19 protein-coding genes and 1 other RNA gene are annotated in these 18,536 nt (G+C 67.0%); 12 read left to right on the top strand and 8 right to left on the bottom strand.

Annotation, left to right across the window (positions count from 1 at the left end; all coding sequences use genetic code 11):
- Positions 1-39: 39 nt before the first annotated feature.
- The 10 genes from ACFQQD_RS10825 (at position 40) to ACFQQD_RS10780 (ending at position 8,504) form a co-directional block, all read left to right on the top strand.
- Complete coding sequence (locus tag ACFQQD_RS10825) at positions 40-1,239, top strand: acetyl-CoA C-acetyltransferase (protein WP_378089147.1); 1,200 nt, start codon at positions 40-42, stop codon at positions 1,237-1,239.
- 33 nt (positions 1,240-1,272) lie between these two features.
- On the top strand, positions 1,273-2,076 hold the full coding sequence (locus tag ACFQQD_RS10820; RefSeq protein WP_378089144.1) for a 3-hydroxybutyrate dehydrogenase: 804 nt from the start codon (positions 1,273-1,275) through the stop codon (positions 2,074-2,076).
- A 36-nt stretch (positions 2,077-2,112) separates the two neighbouring features.
- A complete protein-coding gene (locus ACFQQD_RS10815; RefSeq protein ID WP_378089142.1) occupies positions 2,113-2,892 on the top strand; it encodes a CoA transferase subunit A in 780 nt (259 codons plus the stop codon).
- Positions 2,889-3,533 (top strand): 3-oxoacid CoA-transferase subunit B, encoded by a 645-nt coding sequence (locus ACFQQD_RS10810; protein WP_378089140.1) that lies wholly within the window; start codon positions 2,889-2,891, stop codon positions 3,531-3,533. The genes ACFQQD_RS10815 and ACFQQD_RS10810 overlap by 4 nt, the downstream gene beginning before the upstream one ends.
- Before the next feature lie 152 nt (positions 3,534-3,685).
- Positions 3,686-4,411, top strand: a complete 726-nt coding sequence (ftsE, locus tag ACFQQD_RS10805) for a cell division ATP-binding protein FtsE (protein WP_378089138.1) — start codon at positions 3,686-3,688, stop codon at positions 4,409-4,411.
- Positions 4,408-5,322 (top strand): permease-like cell division protein FtsX, encoded by a 915-nt coding sequence (gene ftsX, locus ACFQQD_RS10800; RefSeq protein WP_378089136.1) that lies wholly within the window; start codon positions 4,408-4,410, stop codon positions 5,320-5,322. The genes ftsE and ftsX overlap by 4 nt, the downstream gene beginning before the upstream one ends.
- Before the next feature lie 48 nt (positions 5,323-5,370).
- The gene (locus ACFQQD_RS10795) at positions 5,371-6,915 is read left to right on the top strand and encodes a peptidoglycan DD-metalloendopeptidase family protein (protein ID WP_378089133.1); all 1,545 of its coding nucleotides are present in this window, start codon (positions 5,371-5,373) and stop codon (positions 6,913-6,915) included.
- 69 nt (positions 6,916-6,984) lie between these two features.
- Positions 6,985-7,491 carry an SsrA-binding protein SmpB gene (gene smpB / locus ACFQQD_RS10790; RefSeq protein WP_378089131.1) on the top strand — a complete coding sequence of 169 codons (507 nt, stop codon included), beginning with the start codon at positions 6,985-6,987 and terminating at the stop codon, positions 7,489-7,491.
- A 128-nt stretch (positions 7,492-7,619) separates the two neighbouring features.
- Positions 7,620-7,990, top strand: a transfer-messenger RNA (tmRNA) gene (ssrA, locus tag ACFQQD_RS10785).
- Positions 7,991-8,060: 70 nt separating this feature from the next.
- Positions 8,061-8,504 carry a DUF2568 domain-containing protein gene (locus ACFQQD_RS10780; protein ID WP_378089129.1) on the top strand — a complete coding sequence of 148 codons (444 nt, stop codon included), beginning with the start codon at positions 8,061-8,063 and terminating at the stop codon, positions 8,502-8,504.
- Between the two features lie 25 nt (positions 8,505-8,529).
- On the opposite strand, the gene ACFQQD_RS10775 is transcribed toward ACFQQD_RS10780, so the two are convergent.
- The 5 genes from ACFQQD_RS10775 to aroA are packed head-to-tail and all read right to left on the bottom strand — an operon-like array spanning position 8,530 to position 12,602.
- Positions 8,530-8,883 (bottom strand): fluoride efflux transporter FluC, encoded by a 354-nt coding sequence (locus tag ACFQQD_RS10775; RefSeq protein WP_378089127.1) that lies wholly within the window; start codon positions 8,881-8,883, stop codon positions 8,530-8,532.
- The gene (locus ACFQQD_RS10770) at positions 8,883-9,332 is read right to left on the bottom strand and encodes a CrcB family protein (RefSeq protein WP_378089124.1); all 450 of its coding nucleotides are present in this window, start codon (positions 9,330-9,332) and stop codon (positions 8,883-8,885) included. The genes ACFQQD_RS10775 and ACFQQD_RS10770 overlap by 1 nt, the downstream gene beginning before the upstream one ends.
- Before the next feature lie 3 nt (positions 9,333-9,335).
- Entirely contained in the window at positions 9,336-10,157 is an 822-nt protein-coding gene (hisN, locus tag ACFQQD_RS10765; protein WP_378090104.1) for a histidinol-phosphatase, read from the bottom strand.
- A 10-nt stretch (positions 10,158-10,167) separates the two neighbouring features.
- A complete protein-coding gene (gene rsgA, locus ACFQQD_RS10760; protein WP_378089122.1) occupies positions 10,168-11,244 on the bottom strand; it encodes a ribosome small subunit-dependent GTPase A in 1,077 nt (358 codons plus the stop codon).
- Positions 11,241-12,602, bottom strand: coding sequence for a 3-phosphoshikimate 1-carboxyvinyltransferase (gene aroA / locus ACFQQD_RS10755; RefSeq protein WP_378089120.1), 1,362 nt, complete (start codon positions 12,600-12,602; stop codon positions 11,241-11,243). The genes rsgA and aroA overlap by 4 nt, the downstream gene beginning before the upstream one ends.
- A 165-nt stretch (positions 12,603-12,767) precedes the next feature.
- On the opposite strand from aroA, the gene ACFQQD_RS10750 reads away from it, so the two are divergent.
- Positions 12,768-13,448 (top strand): sigma-70 family RNA polymerase sigma factor, encoded by a 681-nt coding sequence (locus tag ACFQQD_RS10750; RefSeq protein WP_378090102.1) that lies wholly within the window; start codon positions 12,768-12,770, stop codon positions 13,446-13,448.
- Complete coding sequence (rsrA, locus tag ACFQQD_RS10745; RefSeq protein WP_378089118.1) at positions 13,445-13,711, top strand: mycothiol system anti-sigma-R factor; 267 nt, start codon at positions 13,445-13,447, stop codon at positions 13,709-13,711. The genes ACFQQD_RS10750 and rsrA overlap by 4 nt, the downstream gene beginning before the upstream one ends.
- 64 nt (positions 13,712-13,775) lie before the next feature.
- Here the strand turns inward: rsrA and ACFQQD_RS10740 are convergent, their stop codons facing one another.
- The 3 genes from ACFQQD_RS10740 to ACFQQD_RS10730 form a co-directional block, all read right to left on the bottom strand.
- Positions 13,776-13,850, bottom strand: a complete 75-nt coding sequence (locus tag ACFQQD_RS10740; RefSeq protein WP_371858574.1) for a 50S ribosomal protein bL37 — start codon at positions 13,848-13,850, stop codon at positions 13,776-13,778.
- Positions 13,851-13,943: 93 nt separating this feature from the next.
- Positions 13,944-14,546, bottom strand: a complete 603-nt coding sequence (locus tag ACFQQD_RS10735) for a GDSL-type esterase/lipase family protein (RefSeq protein ID WP_378089116.1) — start codon at positions 14,544-14,546, stop codon at positions 13,944-13,946.
- A gap of 78 nt (positions 14,547-14,624) precedes the next feature.
- On the bottom strand, positions 14,625-18,461 hold the full coding sequence (locus tag ACFQQD_RS10730) for a multifunctional oxoglutarate decarboxylase/oxoglutarate dehydrogenase thiamine pyrophosphate-binding subunit/dihydrolipoyllysine-residue succinyltransferase subunit (protein ID WP_378089113.1): 3,837 nt from the start codon (positions 18,459-18,461) through the stop codon (positions 14,625-14,627).
- Positions 18,462-18,536 lie beyond the last annotated feature (75 nt).

Below are 18,536 nucleotides of genomic sequence, written 5' to 3'. Positions count from 1 at the left end.
ATTCTCACCCGCCTGACACCTACTTGAGGAGAGCACTCCATGAGCACCACATCTTCCGGCCGGGACGCCGTCATCGTCGGTGGGGCGCGGACGCCGTTCACCCGCTTGCTGTCCCAGCAATCGTCCCTGTCCGCCGTGGAGCTGGGCGCCCACGCCATCCGGCACGCGCTGCAGCGGTCCTCCGTGGAGTCGGGGACCGTCGAGGCCGTCATCATGGGGCAGGTGATCCAGGCCGGTCAGGGCCAGAACCCGGCGCGGCAGTCCGCTTTGGCCGCCGGCATCGGCTGGGACGTTCCGGCGACCACGGTCAACAAGGTCTGTCTCTCCGGGCTCACCGCCGTCATCGACGCCTCCCGACTCATCCGACTGGGGGAGGCCGACGTGGTGGTGGCCGGAGGTCAGGAGTCCATGACCAACGCTCCGCACCTGCTGATCGGCGCTCGCCAAGGCTACAAATACGGCCCGACGACGGTGCAGGACTCGGTTGCCCACGATGGGCTGACCGACGCCCTCAGTCACGAGTCGATGGGCGAGCTGACCGAGGCCGGCAACACCGAACGTCACTTGTCCCGCGTGGAGCAGGACGAGCCGGCGGCCGCCTCCCACCAACGCGCCGCCCGGGCGCAGTCCAGCGGCGTGTTCGATCAGGAGATCGCGCCAATCGAGATCCCTCAGCGCAAGGGGGACCCCATCATGGTCTCCTCCGACGAGGGAATCCGTCCGGAGACCACCGTGGATTCCCTGGCCGCACTGCGGCCGGCCTTCGCCCACGACGGCACCATCACCGCCGGTAACTCCTCACCCATCACGGACGGCGCCGCCGCCCTCGTGGTCACCTCTCGGGACTACGCCGATGCCCGGGGCCTCACCGTCCTGGCCACGGTCGGCTCCGCGGGGCAGGTCGCGGGTCCCGGGGATTCCTCACTGCACTCCCAGCCCTCTCGGGCGATCCAAGCCGCCGCCGCCCGAGCCGGATGGTCGGTGGCCGAGCTCGACTTCATCGAGATCAATGAGGCCTTCGGTGCGGTCGTGGCGCAGTCCCTGAAGGATCTGGAGTATCCGTTGGAGAAGACGAACATCCACGGTGGCGCCATCGCCCTGGGCCACCCCATCGGGGCGTCGGGAGCTCGGTTGGCCCTGACCGCAGCGCTGGAACTGTCGCGGCGCGAAAGCGGTCGCGCCGCCGTCGGGCTCTGCGGTGGTGGCGGACAGGGCGAAGCCTTGTTGTTGAGCCGGTAATTCACCTGAGATGCAGGAAAGGGAGCGCAACTGATGACCGCAGACGTGACTGAGGACCCGAAACCCGCCGGGGGAGCCGCCGTCTTCCGTGACGGCATCCTCGCCGGCCGCCGAGCGGTGGTGACGGGCGGGGCCTCCGGTATCGGCGCGGCCTGCGTCCGCGCACTGGCTGAGGCCGGAGCCGAGGTGACCGTGGCCGACCTCGATGCCGATGCGGCCGAGTCACTGGCCGCGGAGGTGGGCGGCCAGGCTTGGGTGGCGGACCTGTCAGACACCGAATCCCTGGATGGACTGACGCTGGACACCGACATTCTGGTCAACAACGCCGGCATCCAACGAGTCGTCCCGATCCACGAGTTCGATCCGGCCGCCTGGCGATTCATTCACCGGCTGATGTTGGAGTCCCCCTTCCTGCTGATCCGTGCCGCGCTGCCGGGCATGTATGAGCGGGGCTTCGGGCGGATCATCAATCTTTCCTCCGCGCACGGCGTGCGGGCCTCGGCCTTCAAGAGCGCCTATGTGGCCGCCAAGCACGGGCTGGAGGGGCTGTCCAAGGTGACCGCTCTGGAAGGCGCCGAGCACGGCGTGACCTCGAACTGCGTTGACCCCTCGTACGTGCGCACCCCGCTCGTGGAGAAACAGATCGCCGATCAGGCCGCGACCCACGGGATCTCCGAAGACGAGGTCGTGGAGAAGATCATGCTGACCGAGTCCGCCGTCAAACGCCTCGTCGAGCCGGAAGAGGTCGCCTCACTGGTCCTCTGGCTGGCCTCGGACGCCTCCGGCATGGCCACGGGAGCCGCCTATGCGTTGGACGGCGGCTGGACGGCCAGCTAGCACGCACACTCTCACCACCATTCAGAAGGACGAACCATGAGTTTCGACAAGACACGAGCGACGGCGGCTGAGGCCGTGGCCGACATTCCAGACGGGGCCTCACTGGCCGTCGGGGGTTTCGGGCTCTCCGGAAACCCGATGCAGCTGATTCAGGCGCTGAAGGACCAGGGGGCGGCCGAGCTGTCCATCGTCTCGAACAATTGCGGGGTGGACGGCTGGGGTCTGGGCGTGCTGTTGAGCGCCGGGCGGATCGCCAAGATGACCTCCTCCTACGTCGGCGAGAACAAGGAGTTCGCCCGGCAGTACCTCGAGGGCGAGCTGGAGGTCGAACTCGTTCCGCAGGGCACGTTGGCCGAGAAGCTGCGTGCCGGGGGAGCCGGCATTCCCGCGTTCTACACGCGTTCCGGCGTCGGGACCCAGGTGGCCGACGGTGGGCTGCCGATGAAGTACCACGCCGACGGCACCGTGGCCAAGGTGTCCCGGCCCAAGGACGTGAGAACGTTCACGATGGGCCGGACGGGTGAGAAGCGCTACGCGCTGGAGGAGTCCATCGTCACCGACTTCGCCCTGGTGCACGCGGCGCTGGGGGACCGTCACGGCAACCTGGTCTTCACCAAGGCGACGCGTCAATTCGCCCCGCCGGCGGCCATGTCCGCCACCGTGTGCATCGCTCAAGTCGAACGGTTGGTGGAGCCGGGGGAGATCGATCCGGATCACGTCCACCTGCCGGGGGTCTATGTGCACCGGATCGTCGAGGTCGGGCCGGATATCGAGAAGCCGATAGAGAAGCGCACGGTACGGGAGGAGACCCGATGAGCTGGGCCCGAGACGAGATGGCCGCCCGCGCCGCTGACGAGTTGCCGGACGGGGCCTACGTCAACCTCGGCATCGGCATGCCGACCATGATCCCGAACCACATCCCCGAGGGGCGCACCGTGGTGCTGCAGTCGGAGAACGGGATCCTCGGCGTCGGGCCCTATCCACTGGAGCAGGACGTCGATCCGGACCTGATCAACGCCGGAAAAGAGACCGTGACGGTCCGCCCCGGAGCCTCCTTCTTCGATTCAGCGGTGTCTTTCGGGATGATCCGCGGAGGCAAGATCGACGTGGCCGTCCTCGGGGGGATGCAGGTGGCCGAGAACGGGGACCTGGCCAATTGGATGGTGCCGGGCAAGATGGTCAAGGGCATGGGCGGCGGTATGGACCTGGTCCACGGCGCCGGCCGGGTCATCGTGTTGATGGACCACACCGCCAAGGACGGATCCCCGAAGATCGTTTCCCGGTGCGAGCTGCCCCTGACCGGCCAGGAGGTCGTGGACCGGATCATCACGGACCTGGCCGTCATCGACGTGGACCGGCACACGGACCCCGCCGTCCCTCGACTGGTGCTCGTGGAGACCGCCCCGGACGTCAGCGAGGATGAGGTGCGCGCCACCACGGGCGTCGCACTGCACTAGCACGACCGGTCCGCGAGACACACCGCCGACTACGGCCCCGCCTCCCACCGCTGTTATCACTTCGTGACTACCGTGGAGAAGTCGGCACCGAGTCTTCCCCTATCTCGCCCCGGGTGCCGTGGGACAGCCGTGTCCAGGGGCACGGGTGAAACATGATTCGGTTCGAACAGGTCACCAAGATCTATGACCGCCGTTCTCGTCCTGCCTTGCAGGAGGTGACGGTGGAGTTTGAGCGCGGCGAATTCGTCTTCTTGGTGGGCGCCTCCGGCTCGGGAAAGTCGACGTTCATCCGGTTGATGCTGCGTGAGGAGCGCGCCAGCAGCGGAGCGGTGTACGTCGTCGGCCGGAACGTGGCGCGCCTGCCCTCGTGGCGCGTGCCTCGACTGCGCCGGGGGATCGGTGTGGTCTTCCAGGACTTCCGGTTACTGCCGAACAAGACCGTCCACGCCAACGTGGCCTTCGCCATGCAGGTGCTCGGCAAGGGCCGTGCGCAGATTCGCCAGACCGTGCCCGAGGTTCTCGAGACCGTCGGGCTGGAGGGCAAGGAGCGGCGCATGCCCCATGAGCTGTCCGGCGGTGAGCAACAGCGCGTGGCCATTGCCCGCGCGATCGTGAACAAGCCGGAGATCCTGCTCGCCGACGAGCCCACCGGCAACCTCGACCCCGAGACCTCCCTGGGCATCATGGCCGTCTTGGACAAGATCAACCAGAACGGCACCACCGTGGTGATGGCCACGCACGACGACGACATCGTCAACCAGATGCGCCGGCGCGTGGTGGAACTCAGTGAGGGCGAGATTGTCCGTGACGAGGCCGGCGGCGGTTACCGCACCGAGCTGGTCGACGCCGAGCTGGAACCAGAGGAGGAAACGCGATGAGATTCGCCTTCGTCCTCGGGGAGACGTTCTCCGGCATTCGCCGCAACCTCTCCATGGTGGTCTCGGTGGTGCTGGTCACCTTCATCTCGTTGACCTTCGTGGGTGCTGCTGGTTTGCTGCAGCTGCAGATCAACCAGATGAAGGGCTATTGGTACGACCGGGTCGAGGTCGCCATCTTCTTGTGCACCGACACCTCGACCACGGCCTCCTGCGCCTCCGGACCGGTCACGGATGAGCAGCGCCAAGAGGTTCAGGACCTGCTCGAATCGCCGACGGCCGCTCCCTACGTCAAGAGCTACGAGCACGAGTCCCAGGAACAGGCGCTGGAGATCTTCCAGGAGCAGTTCAAGAACTCCTCGATGGCCGAGACCGTCACCGCCGACCAATTGCCCGAGTCCTTCCGGGTGGCGTTGGTGGATCCCGAGCAATACGAAGTCGTCAACGAACTGTTCTCCTCCATGCCCGGCGTGGAAGTGGTGTCCGACCAGCGGGACCTGCTGGAGCAGATCTTCTCGCTGATGAACATGGCCTCGGCCATCGCGGTCTCGGTGGCGGTGGTGATGCTGGCCTGTGCGGTGCTGCTGATCGCCACGACCATCCGGCTCTCGGCGTTCTCCCGACGACGGGAAACGGGCATCATGCGCTTGGTCGGCGCCTCCAAGACCATGATCCAGTTGCCCTTCCTGCTTGAGGGGGTCATCGCCGCGCTCGCGGGAGCGGTGCTGGCCAGCGTGACCACGTGGGCGATCGCCGAGTTCTTCATCGGGGACTGGTTGACCACCCAGTACCCCGGGACGGGTTTCATCGCCGGCGGGGACACCCTCATTCTGATCCCGATCCTGCTGGGCGTGGCCGTGATCCTGGCGGCGCTGTCGTCGATTCTGACGCTCAGGCGATACCTTAGAGTGTGAGACGCCTGTGACTGATGTTACTGACGTGACCAAAAAACGGAGGACACTGTGAAGCGACGCCGGCTATCCCAAGCCATCATGGCCGCGGGACTGGTGAGTCTGTTGACGCTGACCATGAGCGGCACCGCAACAGCACAGGACTCCATCGACGATCTGGAACAGCAGATCGAGCAGGCCGAACGCGAGCAGTCCCGGCTCGATGATGAACTGGGCAACCTGGGCGGCGAGCAGTCCGAGCTGAAGAGCAAGGAGGGCCACCTCGATTCCTCGCTCGAGGGCCTCAACTCGGACATCGCCGCCAAGATCCAGAAGTTGAACGACCTCCAAAGTCAGCTGCCCGGCGCTCAGGATGCCCTGGCCGCCGCGGAGAGCCGGGTCTCCGCGGCCACCGCCGAAGTGCAGTCCCTGACGCAGCGAGTGCAGAAGGCCGAATCCAGCCGTTCCGAGATCGTCGCGGAGATCTCCGCCAGCGAGAAGGAACTGGACACGGCCTCCGCGGAGATGGGACAGATCGCCAACCAGGCTTACAAGCAGGGCGGTGTCTCCTCCGATCTGGCCTTCATCCTGGGGCTGAAAGAGTCTTCGCTGCCGGATGCCATGGGGCTGGCGAACCAGGCCATGCGCATCCAGAACAGTCGGATCTCCTCGGTCTCGCAGGACAAGTCCACGGACGTCAATGCCGAGGTGCGTCTGGCCGCCGTCGAGGCCGAGATCCGCGACTTGAAGGCTCAGGCCGAAGAGGCGCTGCACCGCGAGGAGAATGCCCGAGACGAGGCCGCCGCCGCCAAGCGCGAACTCGATGAGATGGTCTCCACCACCTCTCGCCTGACGGACGAGCTGAAGGCTCAGCGCCCGATCATCCAGGCGCAGATCGATGCCAATCGCGAGGAACAGGAGAAGGTCAATCAAGAGATCGCCGAGCGACAGCGGGCGCTGACGGAGACGAGCGACCGTCAGAGTGAGCTGCAGCGGAAGCACCAGGAAGCCGTCGCCGAGGCCGAGCGCAAGCGCCGCGCAGCGGAAGAAGCGGCGCGCAAAGCCCGCGAAGCGGCCGCGCGGGAGGACCGCGAAGCCGCTCGGCGAGCTCAAGAGGCCTCCGACCGGGCGAACCGTGAGGCGAACGAGGCCGAGGACCGCGCCGACCAGGCACAGAAAGAGGCCAGCATCAGCTCCAGCGGCTGGGGTCTGCAGTGGCCCTTGGCCACCTACATCACCTCTGGTTTCGGGTGGCGCCCGACGCCGGCCGGCACCTTCGACTACGGCGGAGCCGGCGGCTACGTGCACACGGGCATCGACTTCGGCGGTGGCTGCGGTCTTCCGGTCAAGGCCGCTGCCGACGGCGAGGTGTGGAACGCCGACTGGGCCGTGTGGACCTCCGGCAATCGCGTGGTCATCTCTCATGGAGCGGTCAACGGGCGGGCCCTGGCCACCAAGTATCACCACCTGACCCGGTCCATCGTCTCCCCGGGCCAGCATGTGGAGCAGGGCCAGGTCATCGGCTACACCGGCACCACCGGCAACTCCACCGGTTGTCACCTGCACTTCGAGACCATCCTGGACGGTCAGGCTGTCAATCCGGCCGGACTCCTGTAGTATTGATCAGCCGTGTTTCCAGCAACGGCAACGGCGCATATCGAGTAGCCAGGGAGGAGTGTGCCAGCCATGGCCAAGAAGTCTGCAGGCAAGTCGGCCAAGCCGACGGCGGACGGCCGGCAGGTCATCGCGACCAACCGCAAGGCCCGGTACAACTACCTCATCCGGGACACCTACGAGGCCGGGATCTCCCTCATGGGCACCGAGGTCAAATCGCTCCGTGAGGGCAACGCCTCGCTGGTGGACGGTTTCGCCGTGTTCTACGGTGACGAGTTGTACCTGGAACAGGTCTACATTCCCGAGTATCTGAACGGTTCGTGGACCAACCACGCGGCCCGGCGTCGTCGCAAGCTGCTGCTGCACCGCCAGGAACTGACGAAGATCGCCCGCCAGATCCAGGAGGCCGGGCACACCATCGTGCCGCTGCAGCTGTACTTCAGGGACGGCCGGGTCAAGGTGGAGATCGGCGTTGCTCAGGGCAAGAAGGACTACGACAAGCGCCATGCCCTGAGGGAGAAGCAGGACAACCGCGAGGCCCAGCGAGCCATGCGGATCCGCAACCGCCGCGCGGCGTGATCTGTTCCCTCTGCTGGAAGTGCCCGAGCAGGAATACCCCGGGGAGGCCATGCGTTACACTGGACAGTCCGGACCAGGCGGGGAATCAGTGAAGCCTCGCAGGGAACGGTTGATTGATAACAGAACATGGGGATGATCGGTTTCGACGATGTGAGTCGCGACAGGGGAAGCGGGCCGAGAAGGCAGAGTCATCTCGTAAACGTCCTCTGCAAAACAATAAGTGCCAATTCTAAGCGCACTGACTTCGCTCTCGCTGCCTGATCAGTGAACGAGTCCGTCAACCTGAGGTTGCTATCGCCCCAGGACCTGGCGTCGTTTAGATAGCCAATGTCCACCACCCTCGCCGGGGGTCGTGGTGGAGACCTTAATCCGGCTGGGCCCGGGTTGGCTGCCTGTCTGCGGGACAGCCAGGGCCGAGTAACACCCACAGCAGACTGCGCCCGGAGAAGACCTGGCAACACTGCATCGGACGCGGGTTCAATTCCCGCCATCTCCACTCCCCATGAAGGCCCCGGGACACCGCCAGTCGGTGTCCCGGGGCCTTTTCTGTGGTCGCTTAGACTGGATGTATGGAAGACCCCCGCGACCCCGTCCGTGCGCTCGGCGCCGGTGCCACGGTCCAGGCGGTCCTCATGTTCTTGCTGGAGCTGGGCCTGCTCGGCTCCGCCGGGTTCTGGGCCCTGACGGTCCTGGACAGCGCCGTGGCCGCGATCGTGGCCGTCGTCGTGGTAGCTGTGATCTGGGGCCTGCTGCTCTCACCGAAAGCGCCGGGGCGTCCGCCCTGGCCTTGGCACGTCATCGCCGGGCATGTGTTGTTCGTCATCGGCGCCGTGGTGCTGTTCCTGGCGGGCTGGCCCGTATTGGGCTGGATCTACCTCGGTCTGATTCTCGTCTCGATCGTCCTGGCGGTCCTGTACCGCGGCCGGCTGGCCGCCGAGTCACAGCGTGCCCGCGACGAGCGGGGCAGTGCCACGGGGCGACGCAGGTCGGGCCGCCGGGCCGCCACCCGCTGAACGGGCCCAGACCTCACCCCAGACCTCATCCCAGAACTGTCAACGCGCCCCCGGCCGCGAGTCCGAGGACGACGGCGGCCAGACCGCACGTCACGTGGACGGCCCACGTCAGGGCGGCGGCGCGGAATCGGCCGGACAGGACGTCGCGCGCCGTGGAGACGGACACCGTGGAGAACGTGGTCAGCGCCCCGGCGAGACCGGCCACCCAGACCAATTCGAGCGGGCCCTCAGCCCAGCTCGTGGCGAGTCCGGCGATGAAGGATCCGACCACGTTGGCCACCAGAATGCCGCGCGGATACAGATAGTGGTCCGCCAACAGGCGCAGGACCGCCCCGATCGCGCCCGCCAGCGCGATGCCGACCATCAGGCCCGCCCCCATCAGGCCCGCCTCCAGCCAGCGGCCCACAAACCCGCCGCCGCGGCGGCCGTGCCCAGGGCCGCGCCGACCACCAATGCCAGCAACGCCAGCACCGCGCCAGCGATGGAACCGTCCACGCCCGGGGCCATCGCCACGGACGCCGCCAGGACCACGGCGGACAGCGAGGTGTAGGAGCCCAGCACGCCCACGCCAAGCCCTGACACCAACCAGCGCGGTGCGGACCGCCGTGAGGACCATCCGCCCAGGGCTCCCAGCAGGAACGACCCGGAGAGGTTGACGAGGCCCAGGACCAGCCAGCCGAGGAGGGGAGATGCATCAGAAGCCATTGGCCCCGGCATGCCGGTCAGCCACCAGCGCGCCAGCGACCCCACGGCGCCGCCGGCCGCCACGGCCAGCACGACGGGCCATCCCGGCGCTTCAGCGGGAGAGGTGCGCGGTCGAGCCATCATCGGCTACCGCGCCTGGTGCTGTCCGACCAGGTCTGGGTTGAGCGACTCGATGGCCTCGGGGTGCAACAGGTCGTTAGTCGCCAGGGCGTTACCGCCGAAAGGTCCGTCCTCGCCCTCCAGGGAGGTGAAGCGTCCGCCGGCCTCCGTGACGATGGGGACCAGCGCCGCCATGTCGTAGAGCTCCAGATCCGGCTCGCACGCGATGTCCACGGCGCCCTCGGCGACCATCATGTAGGACCAGAAGTCGCCGTAGGCGCGGGTGCGCCACACGGTGGAGGTCAGCTCCAGGAACTCGCGGATATTGCCCCGCTCGCGCCAGCCCTCCAGGGACGAGTAGGACAAGGAGGCGTCCTCGATCCGGGACACGTCGGAGACCTGGATGCGGGTGGCCGACGCCAGCGATTTCCCCGTGTAGGCCCCGGTGCCCTTGGCTGCCCACCACCGCCGGTGCAATGCGGGGGCGGAGACCACGCCGACGACCGGGACGCCGTCGTCGATCAGGGCGATGAGCGTGGCCCAGACGGGCACGCCCCGGACGAAGTTCTTCGTGCCGTCGATGGGGTCGATGACCCAGCGTCGCGGCCCATGCCCCGCCTCACCGAACTCCTCGCCGAGAATGGCGTCGCGCGGGCGCGCGCGGGCGAGGTTGCCGCGGATGAGTTCCTCGGCATGACGGTCGGCATCGGTCACGGGGGTCAGGTCCGGTTTGGTGCTGACCGTCAAGTCCTGCGCCTTGAAGCGGGACATGGTCTGAGAATCCACTGAATCGGCCATGATGTGGGCCAATCTCAGGTCATCCGTGTAGTTTTTCGGCGCATCGGTCATGGTGGCCACGCTACCGGTCCTCGGGCAGCAGCCGGCGCAGGGAGGCGAGCCTTTCCGGGCCGGAGGGTCCGGCGTGGCCGCTGGCGACCCAGGCGTCGAGGGCGCATCCCGGCTCGTCCGCGGCATGAGTGCATCCCTTGGGACAGTCGGCCAGGGCCGGAGCCAAGTCGTCGAAGGCCTCCACCACGCGGTCCGGGTCTACCAGCCCCAACCCGAACGAGCGGATGCCGGGGGTGTCGACGAGCCAGGACGTCGCCGTCTTGTCGCCTGCCGCGTCTGCTTTATCATCCGGGCCCGGCAATGGAATCGCCACCGTGGACGAGGAGGTGTGCCGTCCCCGCCCGGTCACGGTGTTGACGTGGCCGGTGGCCCGCTCGGTGCCGGTCAGGGCGTTGAGCAGCGTCGATTTCCCGACGCCGGAGGGCCCCACGAGCACGGAGAGGTGGCCTTGCAGGCGAGTCCGCAAGGCCGAGAGCAGACCCGGATCGAGCCGGCCGTCTTCGGCCGCAGCCGAGGTCAGCACCTCGAGATCGAGGTGTCGATAGTGGTCCAGCAGTCCACCTGGATCACGCAGGTCGGTCTTGGTGATGCACAGGACCGGGTGGATCCCGGCGTCATAGGCCGCGACGAGCGCACGGTCGATGAAGCCGGTCCGTGGCTCCGGATTGGCGGCCGCGACCATGATGACCAGCGTGTCCACGTTCGCCACCACCACGCGTTCGAAGGCGTCCGAATCGTCCGCGGAGCGGCGGAGCACGGTGGAACGGTCTTCGACGCGCACGATCCTGGCCAGGGTGCCGTCCCGGCCGGAGAGATCCCCGACGAGGCCCACGAGGTCTCCGGTGACCACGGGGCTGCGTCGCAATTCCTTGGCTCGCATGGCCGTGACGGTGTGAAAGCCCTCGCCGGCCTCCGGCACATAGACCGTGTACCGGCCCCGATCGACCGTGATGACCCGCCCGGTGACGGCTCCCTCGTGTTTCGGCCGGAGCTTGGTCCGGGGACGGGACCCCTTCTTGGAGGGCCGGGAGCGGACGTCGGATTCGTCCCAGCGGCTCGGGTCGAAGCCCCGCCCGGGCCGGCTCATGCGAGCGCGCCGCCGACCAGCCGGGTCCAGAGATCCGGGAAGTCGGGCATGGTCTTGGCGGTGGTGGCGATGTTGCGGATGTTCACTCCCGGCACGGCCAGACCCACGACGGCGGCGAAGGTCGCCATCCGATGGTCCTCGTAGGTGTCCATCGTGGTGCCGTGCAGTGAGGTGGCAGGCCGGTCGAAGGCGAGGAAGTCCTCGCCCTCCTCCACGGCGCCGCCCACCCGTCGCGACTCCGTGGCCAGAGCGCTCAGCCGGTCCGTCTCGTGCCCCCGGAGGTGACCGATGCGGGTGAGCCGGCCCGGACCGTCGGCCAGGAGACACAGCGCAGCCACGGTGGGGGCGAGCTCACCGGTGTCCGGAATCTCGCCGGGGGCGGCGATGAGCGGTTGGCCGGCTTCATCCAGTGAACCGGTGACGGTGAGGGTGCCCGCGGTGAACTCGACGGACGCCCCGAAGGCCGGCAGGATGGTCCGCCAGCGGTCGCCGATCTGCGTGGTGCTGGACGGCCAGTCGGGGATGGAGACCTGCCCACCGGTGGCGACGGCGGCGGCGAGAAACGGGCCGGCATTGGACAGATCCGGCTCCACCGCGGTGTCGAGGGCATGGATCGGGCCCGCGGCGACCTTCCATTCTCCGGGGACGGAGTCGTCCACGTCCACACCGCACCGGCGCAGCACCGCCACCGTCATGCCGACGTGCTCCGGGCTCGGCACTGAGCCCCCGGTGTGCACCAGGTGCAGACCGTCCCGGAAGCGCGGGGCCGCCAGCAAGAGCGCGGAGAGGAACTGGCTCGAGCCGGAGGCGTCCACCTCGATCCGGCCACCGCCGACCGAGCCCTGTCCATGCACCGTGAACGGCAGGTGACCTCGGTCCGCACCGGGGCCGCTGATCTCGACGCCGAGGGCCCGCAGGCCCTGGATCACTGGGCCCATGGGCCTGCCCAGAGCGGCATCATCACCGGTGAAGTGCACGGTTCCGGATCCCAGCGCGGCCACGGCCGGCAGGAACCGCATGACCGTGCCGGCCAGTCCGCAGTCGATCGTGAGTTCTCGTGAACCGCCAGCGTCAGCACCGGTGGGAAGGGGAGTGGCCTGGAGTATGCCGGGGGAGAGGTCGTCGATCTCGGCGCCCAGGGAGATCAGGGCGCGGATCATCAGCCGGGAATCGCGGCTGTCCAGCACTCCGCGCAGGCGGCTGGGTCCGTCGGCAAGAGCGGCCAGGACGAGGTACCGATTCGTGAGGGACTTCGAGCCGGGCACGCGCACGGTGCCGCGCACCGGTCCCGAAGGTTCCGGTGCGGGCCACGGATCGGGGAGGGCCGGCGTCGTGCTGGGTGCCTCTGCTGTGTTCACCCGCCCCAGATTACCGGGCCGGGTGTCCGGCTGCGGAATAACCGTGTCCCGTGGATTGCTGTACGGGTGACGCGACAACGGAAGGACGGCTCCATGGCTCCAGCTGCTCAGGCCCTCGCCGAACGCAACGCGACCGCAGTGTCCGCGGCCGTAGACTGGTCCGCAATGGAACCTCATGACACTGCCCAGCTGTCTGCGGCACGCGACAACCCGGACGTGGATCTTGCCACGGAATCGGATGGCGCCCGGCGCCAGCGTTTCGAACGGGACGCCCTGGAGTACGTGGACCAGTTGTACTCGGCGGCCATGCGGATGACCCGTAATCCACAGGATGCCGAGGACCTCGTGCAGGAGGCCTACACCAAGGCCTATTCCTCGTTCCATCAGTACCGACCGGGCACCAACCTCAAGGCGTGGCTGTACCGGATCCTGACGAACACCTACATCAATCTGTACCGCAAGCGGCAGCGGCAGCCCCAGCAGGCCACCACGGACACGGTGGAGGACTGGCAGATGGCCCAAGCGGCCGAGCACACGTCCTCGGGACTGCGTTCGGCGGAGACCGAGGCCCTGGACCACTTGCCAGACTCAGACGTGAAGAACGCCCTGCAGTCGATTCCGGAGGAGTTCCGGCTGGCCGTGTACTTCGCCGATGTGGAGGGTTTCGCTTACAAGGAGATCGCCGAGATTCTCGAGATCCCCATCGGAACGGTGATGAGCCGTCTGCACCGCGGGCGCAAGCTGTTGCGTGGGCTGCTGACCGACTACGCCCACGACCGGGGCATCAAGGTCCCGGACCGGAAGAAGAACACCACCACGACGGCAGACAAGGAGGCGGGCAGATGAGCGAGGACTGCCAGAAGATCGGCGACTGTGAGGACGCCCGCATCCAGCGGCTCTACGAGTACCTCGACGGTGCTTTGACACATCGGGACCTGGTGGAGGTCAAGGACCACCTGGACGAGTGCACCGAATGCGCGCACGAGTACGACCTGGAGTGCATCATCCGCTCGGTCGTCCGGCGTAGCTGCCACGAGAAGGCCCCGACCACTCTCAAGGTCAACATCATGGCTCGCATCAGCGAGATCAAGGTCGAAGCGGACCACTAACCGACTTAACGCAACAGACCCCGCCGGATCGGCGGGGTCTGTTGCTGTCTCAGGAGTGCTGGCCTCAGGAGTTGGGCCGCTTGCCGTGGTTGGCGCTGTTCTTACGGCGGTCCTTGCGCTTGCGTCCACGCTTGCTCATCGCGGTTCCTTCCGGTGATGGATGCGGACGAATGCCGCAGTGACGTCAAGTTTCGCACAGACCGGTAGCGCCGGCCAAAGCGGTCTGGCCGGTCTAGGCAGTGGGCTCCGGCAGATTCAGCCACTGATACCAGCCGCGGTGCAGCACCAGCCAGGCGATGAGCCCGTAGCCGGCCTGACCGGGCAGCCCCTGGCCGGCCGCCAGATCGTTCCGCCACTGTTCGTGATTGACCAAGGGCGTGAAGGTGTCCACGTAGTAGTGGTGGCGGCGGTCGGCCACGTCCATGTACGCCGTGTTCAGTTCCTGCAGGCGGGCATTGCGTTCGCCGTCCAGGGACGGCACGGGACCGACCACGAGAGTGGCGATCTCCAGCTGGGCCGCCCGGTCCAGGATGTTGGCCAGGTTGAGCCGGGCGCGGGCCGTGGAGGACTCGCGGTCCAGATCGACGTCGGACAGGCCGATCACCAGCCGGTTCTCGGTCTCCGGGCTGTAGCGCAGCGCCGTCTCCGACTGCCAGCGCTGTGACAGGGTCTCGGTGCCCTCGCCCGGAGCGGCGAGAACATAGCTTTCGAGCTGAACCCCGGGTGCCGAGGTCTTGGCCAGGACTCTGCCCAGCCACCCCAGCGCCCGAGGATCGCCCACGCCAGCCAGCAATTCATTGCCGAGCGAGGCGATGCGGATCCGACGAATCTCCACTGTTAACCTTTCGATTGCGGTGCCGGCCACTCTAGCAAGGCCCCCGGGGTGGGACCTGACCGAGGGTCTCGAGCGCGCTCAGCGGCCGAAGGCCTGATCCAGCAGGACGTCCGCCTCCTGATCGTGACGGCCCTTGGAACCGGCAGAGGTGGACGCCGACGCCGGCCGGGCGACCACGGTGACCTGACGGTCCAGCTCGGGCAGCAGGTTCAGGGCCATGAAAGGCCACGGTCCCTGGTTGGCCGGCTCGTCCTGGACCCAAGACACCTTGGCGTTCGGGTACTTGGCCAGCTCGGCCCGGATCTCCTCGGTGGGCAGCGGGTAGAGCTGCTCCACCCGGACGATCGCCGTCTTGGAGTCGCCCTCCTTCTCGCGCCGCGCCAGCAGGTCGTAGTACAGGCGTCCCGAGACCAGCAGCACATTGTCCACCGAGGACGTGGCCTTCTCATCCGGGATGACCGCCTGGAAGCGACCCTGCGTGAAGTCCTCCACGGGAGAGGCCGCCGCCTTCAGGCGCAACAGCTGCTTCGGCGTGAAGACGATCATCGGACGCCGTGGGCGGGCGTAGGCCTGCTCGCGCAACAGGTGGAAGTAGTTGGCCCCGTTGGACGGGTTGGCCACTCGCATGTTGCCCTGGGCGCACATCTGCAGGAAGCGCTCCATGCGAGCGGAGGAGTGGTCCGGCCCCTGCCCCTCGTAGCCGTGCGGCAGCAGCAGCACCAGCGAGGAGTTCTGTCCCCACTTCTGTTCGGACGAGGAGATGAACTCGTCGATCATGATCTGGGCGCCGTTGACGAAATCGCCGAACTGAGCCTCCCAGAGCACCAGGGCGTCCGAGCGCTCCACCGAGTAGCCGTACTCGAAGCCCATCGCGGCGTACTCGCTCAGCAGCGAGTCGTAGACCCAGAACTTGGCCTGGTCGCTGGACAGGTTCCGAATGGGAGTCCACTCGTCGTCGGTGATCCGGTCATGGAAGACCGCATGGCGCTGCACGAAGGTGCCCCGGCGCGAATCCTGACCGGCGAGGCGTACGGGCACGCCCTCCATGAGCAGCGACCCGAACGCGGCCAACTCGGCGAAGCCCCAGTCGATGTCCCCGTCGACAGCCATCTTGGCACGCTTCTCCAGCAGGGACTTGAGCTTGGGGTGGACGGTGAAGTCCTCCGGGATCTCCAGGTGGGCCTGACCGATCTTGCGCAGCGTGTCTTCGGAGATCTTGGTGCCGTCGGGAGCCTGAGGAGTGCGATCCGCTGCCTCCTCGGTCTTCTCCAGGCCCGAGCCCACCACCGGGATCGGCGAGGTCTGCGCCTCGTGCGTCTCGGCGAACACCCGCTCCAGGCGCTGCTGGTAGTCCTTCAGGGCCGAATCGGCCTCGTCCTGGGTGATGTCACCGCGCCCGACCAGGTTCTCCACGTACAGCTTGCGCACCGAGCGCTTGTGTTCGATGAGGTTGTACATGCGTGGCTGGGTCATCGAGGGATCGTCGCCCTCGTTGTGGCCGCGGCGGCGGTAGCAGACCAGGTCGATGACCACATCCTTGTTGAACCGCTGCCGGTACTGATAGGCCAGCTGGGCCACCCGGACCACGGACTCGGGATCGTCACCGTTGACGTGGAACACGGGCGCCTGGATGGTCTTGGCCACGTCCGTGGCGTACACCGAGGAACGCGCCGAGGACGGAGGGGTGGTGAACCCGACCTGGTTGTTGACCACCACGTGAATCGTGCCGCCCGTGCGGTAGCCGCGCAGCTGAGAGAGGTTCAGCGTCTCCGCCACCACTCCCTGTCCGGCGAAGGCCGCGTCGCCGTGCACCAGGATGGGCAGCACGGAGTAGGAGTTCACGGATTCCCCGCCGCGATCCAGCCGGTCCTGCTTGGCGCGAACCACACCTTCGAGAACCGGGTCGACGGCCTCGAGGTGGGAGGGATTGGCGGCCAGGTAGACCTTGGTGCGGTTTCCACGGTCCGAGGTGAACGTGCCCTCGGTCCCCAGGTGGTACTTCACGTCACCGGAGCCCTCGACGGCGCCCGGAACAGCAGTTCCCTCGAACTCACGGAACACCTGGGCGTAGGTCTTGCCGGCGATGTTCGTCAGCACGTTCAGTCGGCCACGGTGGGCCATGCCGATCGCGACCTCGTCCAGGCCGTCGTCCGCGGCGCCGGACATCACCCCATCCAGCAGGGGGATGAGCGACTCTCCGCCCTCGAGGGAGAAGCGCTTCTGGCCCACGAACTTGGTCTGCAGGAACGTCTCGAAGGCCTCCGCGGCGTTGAGCCGGCCGAGAATGCGCAGCTGCTCCTCACGAGTCGGCTTGGCGTAGGGGTGCTCCAGTTCGTCCTGGAACCACTTGCGCTCCTCCGGGTCCTGGAGGTGCATGTACTCCACGCCGGTGTTGCGGCAGTAGGCATCCCTCAGCACGCCGAGGATGTTGCGCAGCGGCAGCATGGGCTGGCCGCCGAAGCCACCGGTGGGCCATTCGCGGTCCAGGTCCCACAGGGTGAGCCCGTGCTCCAGGATGTCCAGGTCCGGGTGCTTGCGCATGGTGTACTGCAGCGGATCGACATCCGCGATCAGGTGACCGCGCACCCGGTAGGCGTGGATCATCTGCTGGATGCGGGCCACCTTGTTGATCTGGTCTTCCGGGTTGACCTGCACGTCCGGCTTCCAGCGGACCGGCTCGTACGGAATGCGCAGTGACTCGAAGATCTCGTCGTAGAAGTCCTGCTCGCCGAGCAGCAGTCCGTGGATGATCTTGAGGAACTCACCGGAGGCGGCGCCCTGAATGACTCGGTGGTCGTACGTGGAGGTCAGGGTGATCGTCTTGGAGACGGCCAGCTTGTTCAGGGTCTTCTCGGAGGCTCCCTGGAATTCGGCCGGGTAGTTCAAGGCGCCCACGCCGATGATGGCCGCCTGGCCCTCGGAGAGCCGCGGCACGGAGTGCACCGTGCCGATGCCGCCCGGGTTCGTCAGCGAGACGGTGGTGCCAGCGTAGTCTTCCAGCCCCAGCTTGTTGTCCCGAGCGCGCTTGACCACGTCCTCGTAGGCGCGCCAGAACTCGATGAAGTTCATCGACTCGGCGCCCTTGATGTTCGGGACCACGAGGGTGCGCGAACCGTCCTTCTGGGGCAGGTCGATGGCCAGGCCGAAGTTGATGTGGGCTGGCTGGACGATGGACGGCTTGCCGTCGACTTCCCGGTAGATCACGTTCATGTCCGGGTACTGCGCCAGGGCCCGGATCAGGGCGTAGCCGATCAGGTGCGTGAAAGAGACCTTGCCGCCACGTCCACGCTGCAGGTGGTTGTTGATGACCACGCGGTTGTCGATCATCAGCTTGGCGGGGACGTCGCGCACGGTGGTCGCCGTCGGCATGGACAGGGAGGCGTCCATGTTCTTCGCCACGGCGCGGGACATGCCGCGCAACGGGGTGACCTTGTCTTCCGCCGCTTCTGAGCCCTTGCCCTGCTTCTTCGACTTCTCCGGCTCTGAGGGCACCGGTGCGGTGGCCGGGGCGCCGGACTTCTTCACCGCGGGGGAGGCGGTGCCTGACTGGGCCGCCGGCTTGGAAGGAGTCTCGGCCGTTTCAGTGCTCTTCGCGTGAGCCTGCTGGGCTTGAGCGGACTTCTCTGACTTATCCGGCTGCTGAGCCGATGCGTTCTGCGACTGTCCCGGAGCCGCCGAGGTGCGCTTGCCGGCATCCTCTGGGGTGTTCTTCACGGCCGGCTTGGCCGGGCTGGCTGACTGAGAAGACTGAGCTGGCTGTGCTGAGGGACCACCGGCTTCCAGACGCTCGAAGATCTGGACCCACTTGGAATCCACTGAGGACTTGTCCGCCTTGTACTTGTCGTAGATTTCCGCGACGAGCCATTCGTTTCCGGGAAATTCCTCGGAAAGCCGGTCGGACGTGAGTTCTGGCACGGTGGTAACGCCTCTTCCGTAGTTATCTCTGATTCACCGGCGGATGCAACTCTTCAGCACGCGCCCCGCCCCGGT

It is taken from the genome of Citricoccus sp. GCM10030269 (genome assembly GCF_042665635.1).
In the GTDB taxonomy this organism is placed as follows: domain Bacteria; phylum Actinomycetota; class Actinomycetes; order Actinomycetales; family Micrococcaceae; genus Citricoccus.
This window is presented reverse-complemented; position numbering and strand designations above follow the sequence as displayed.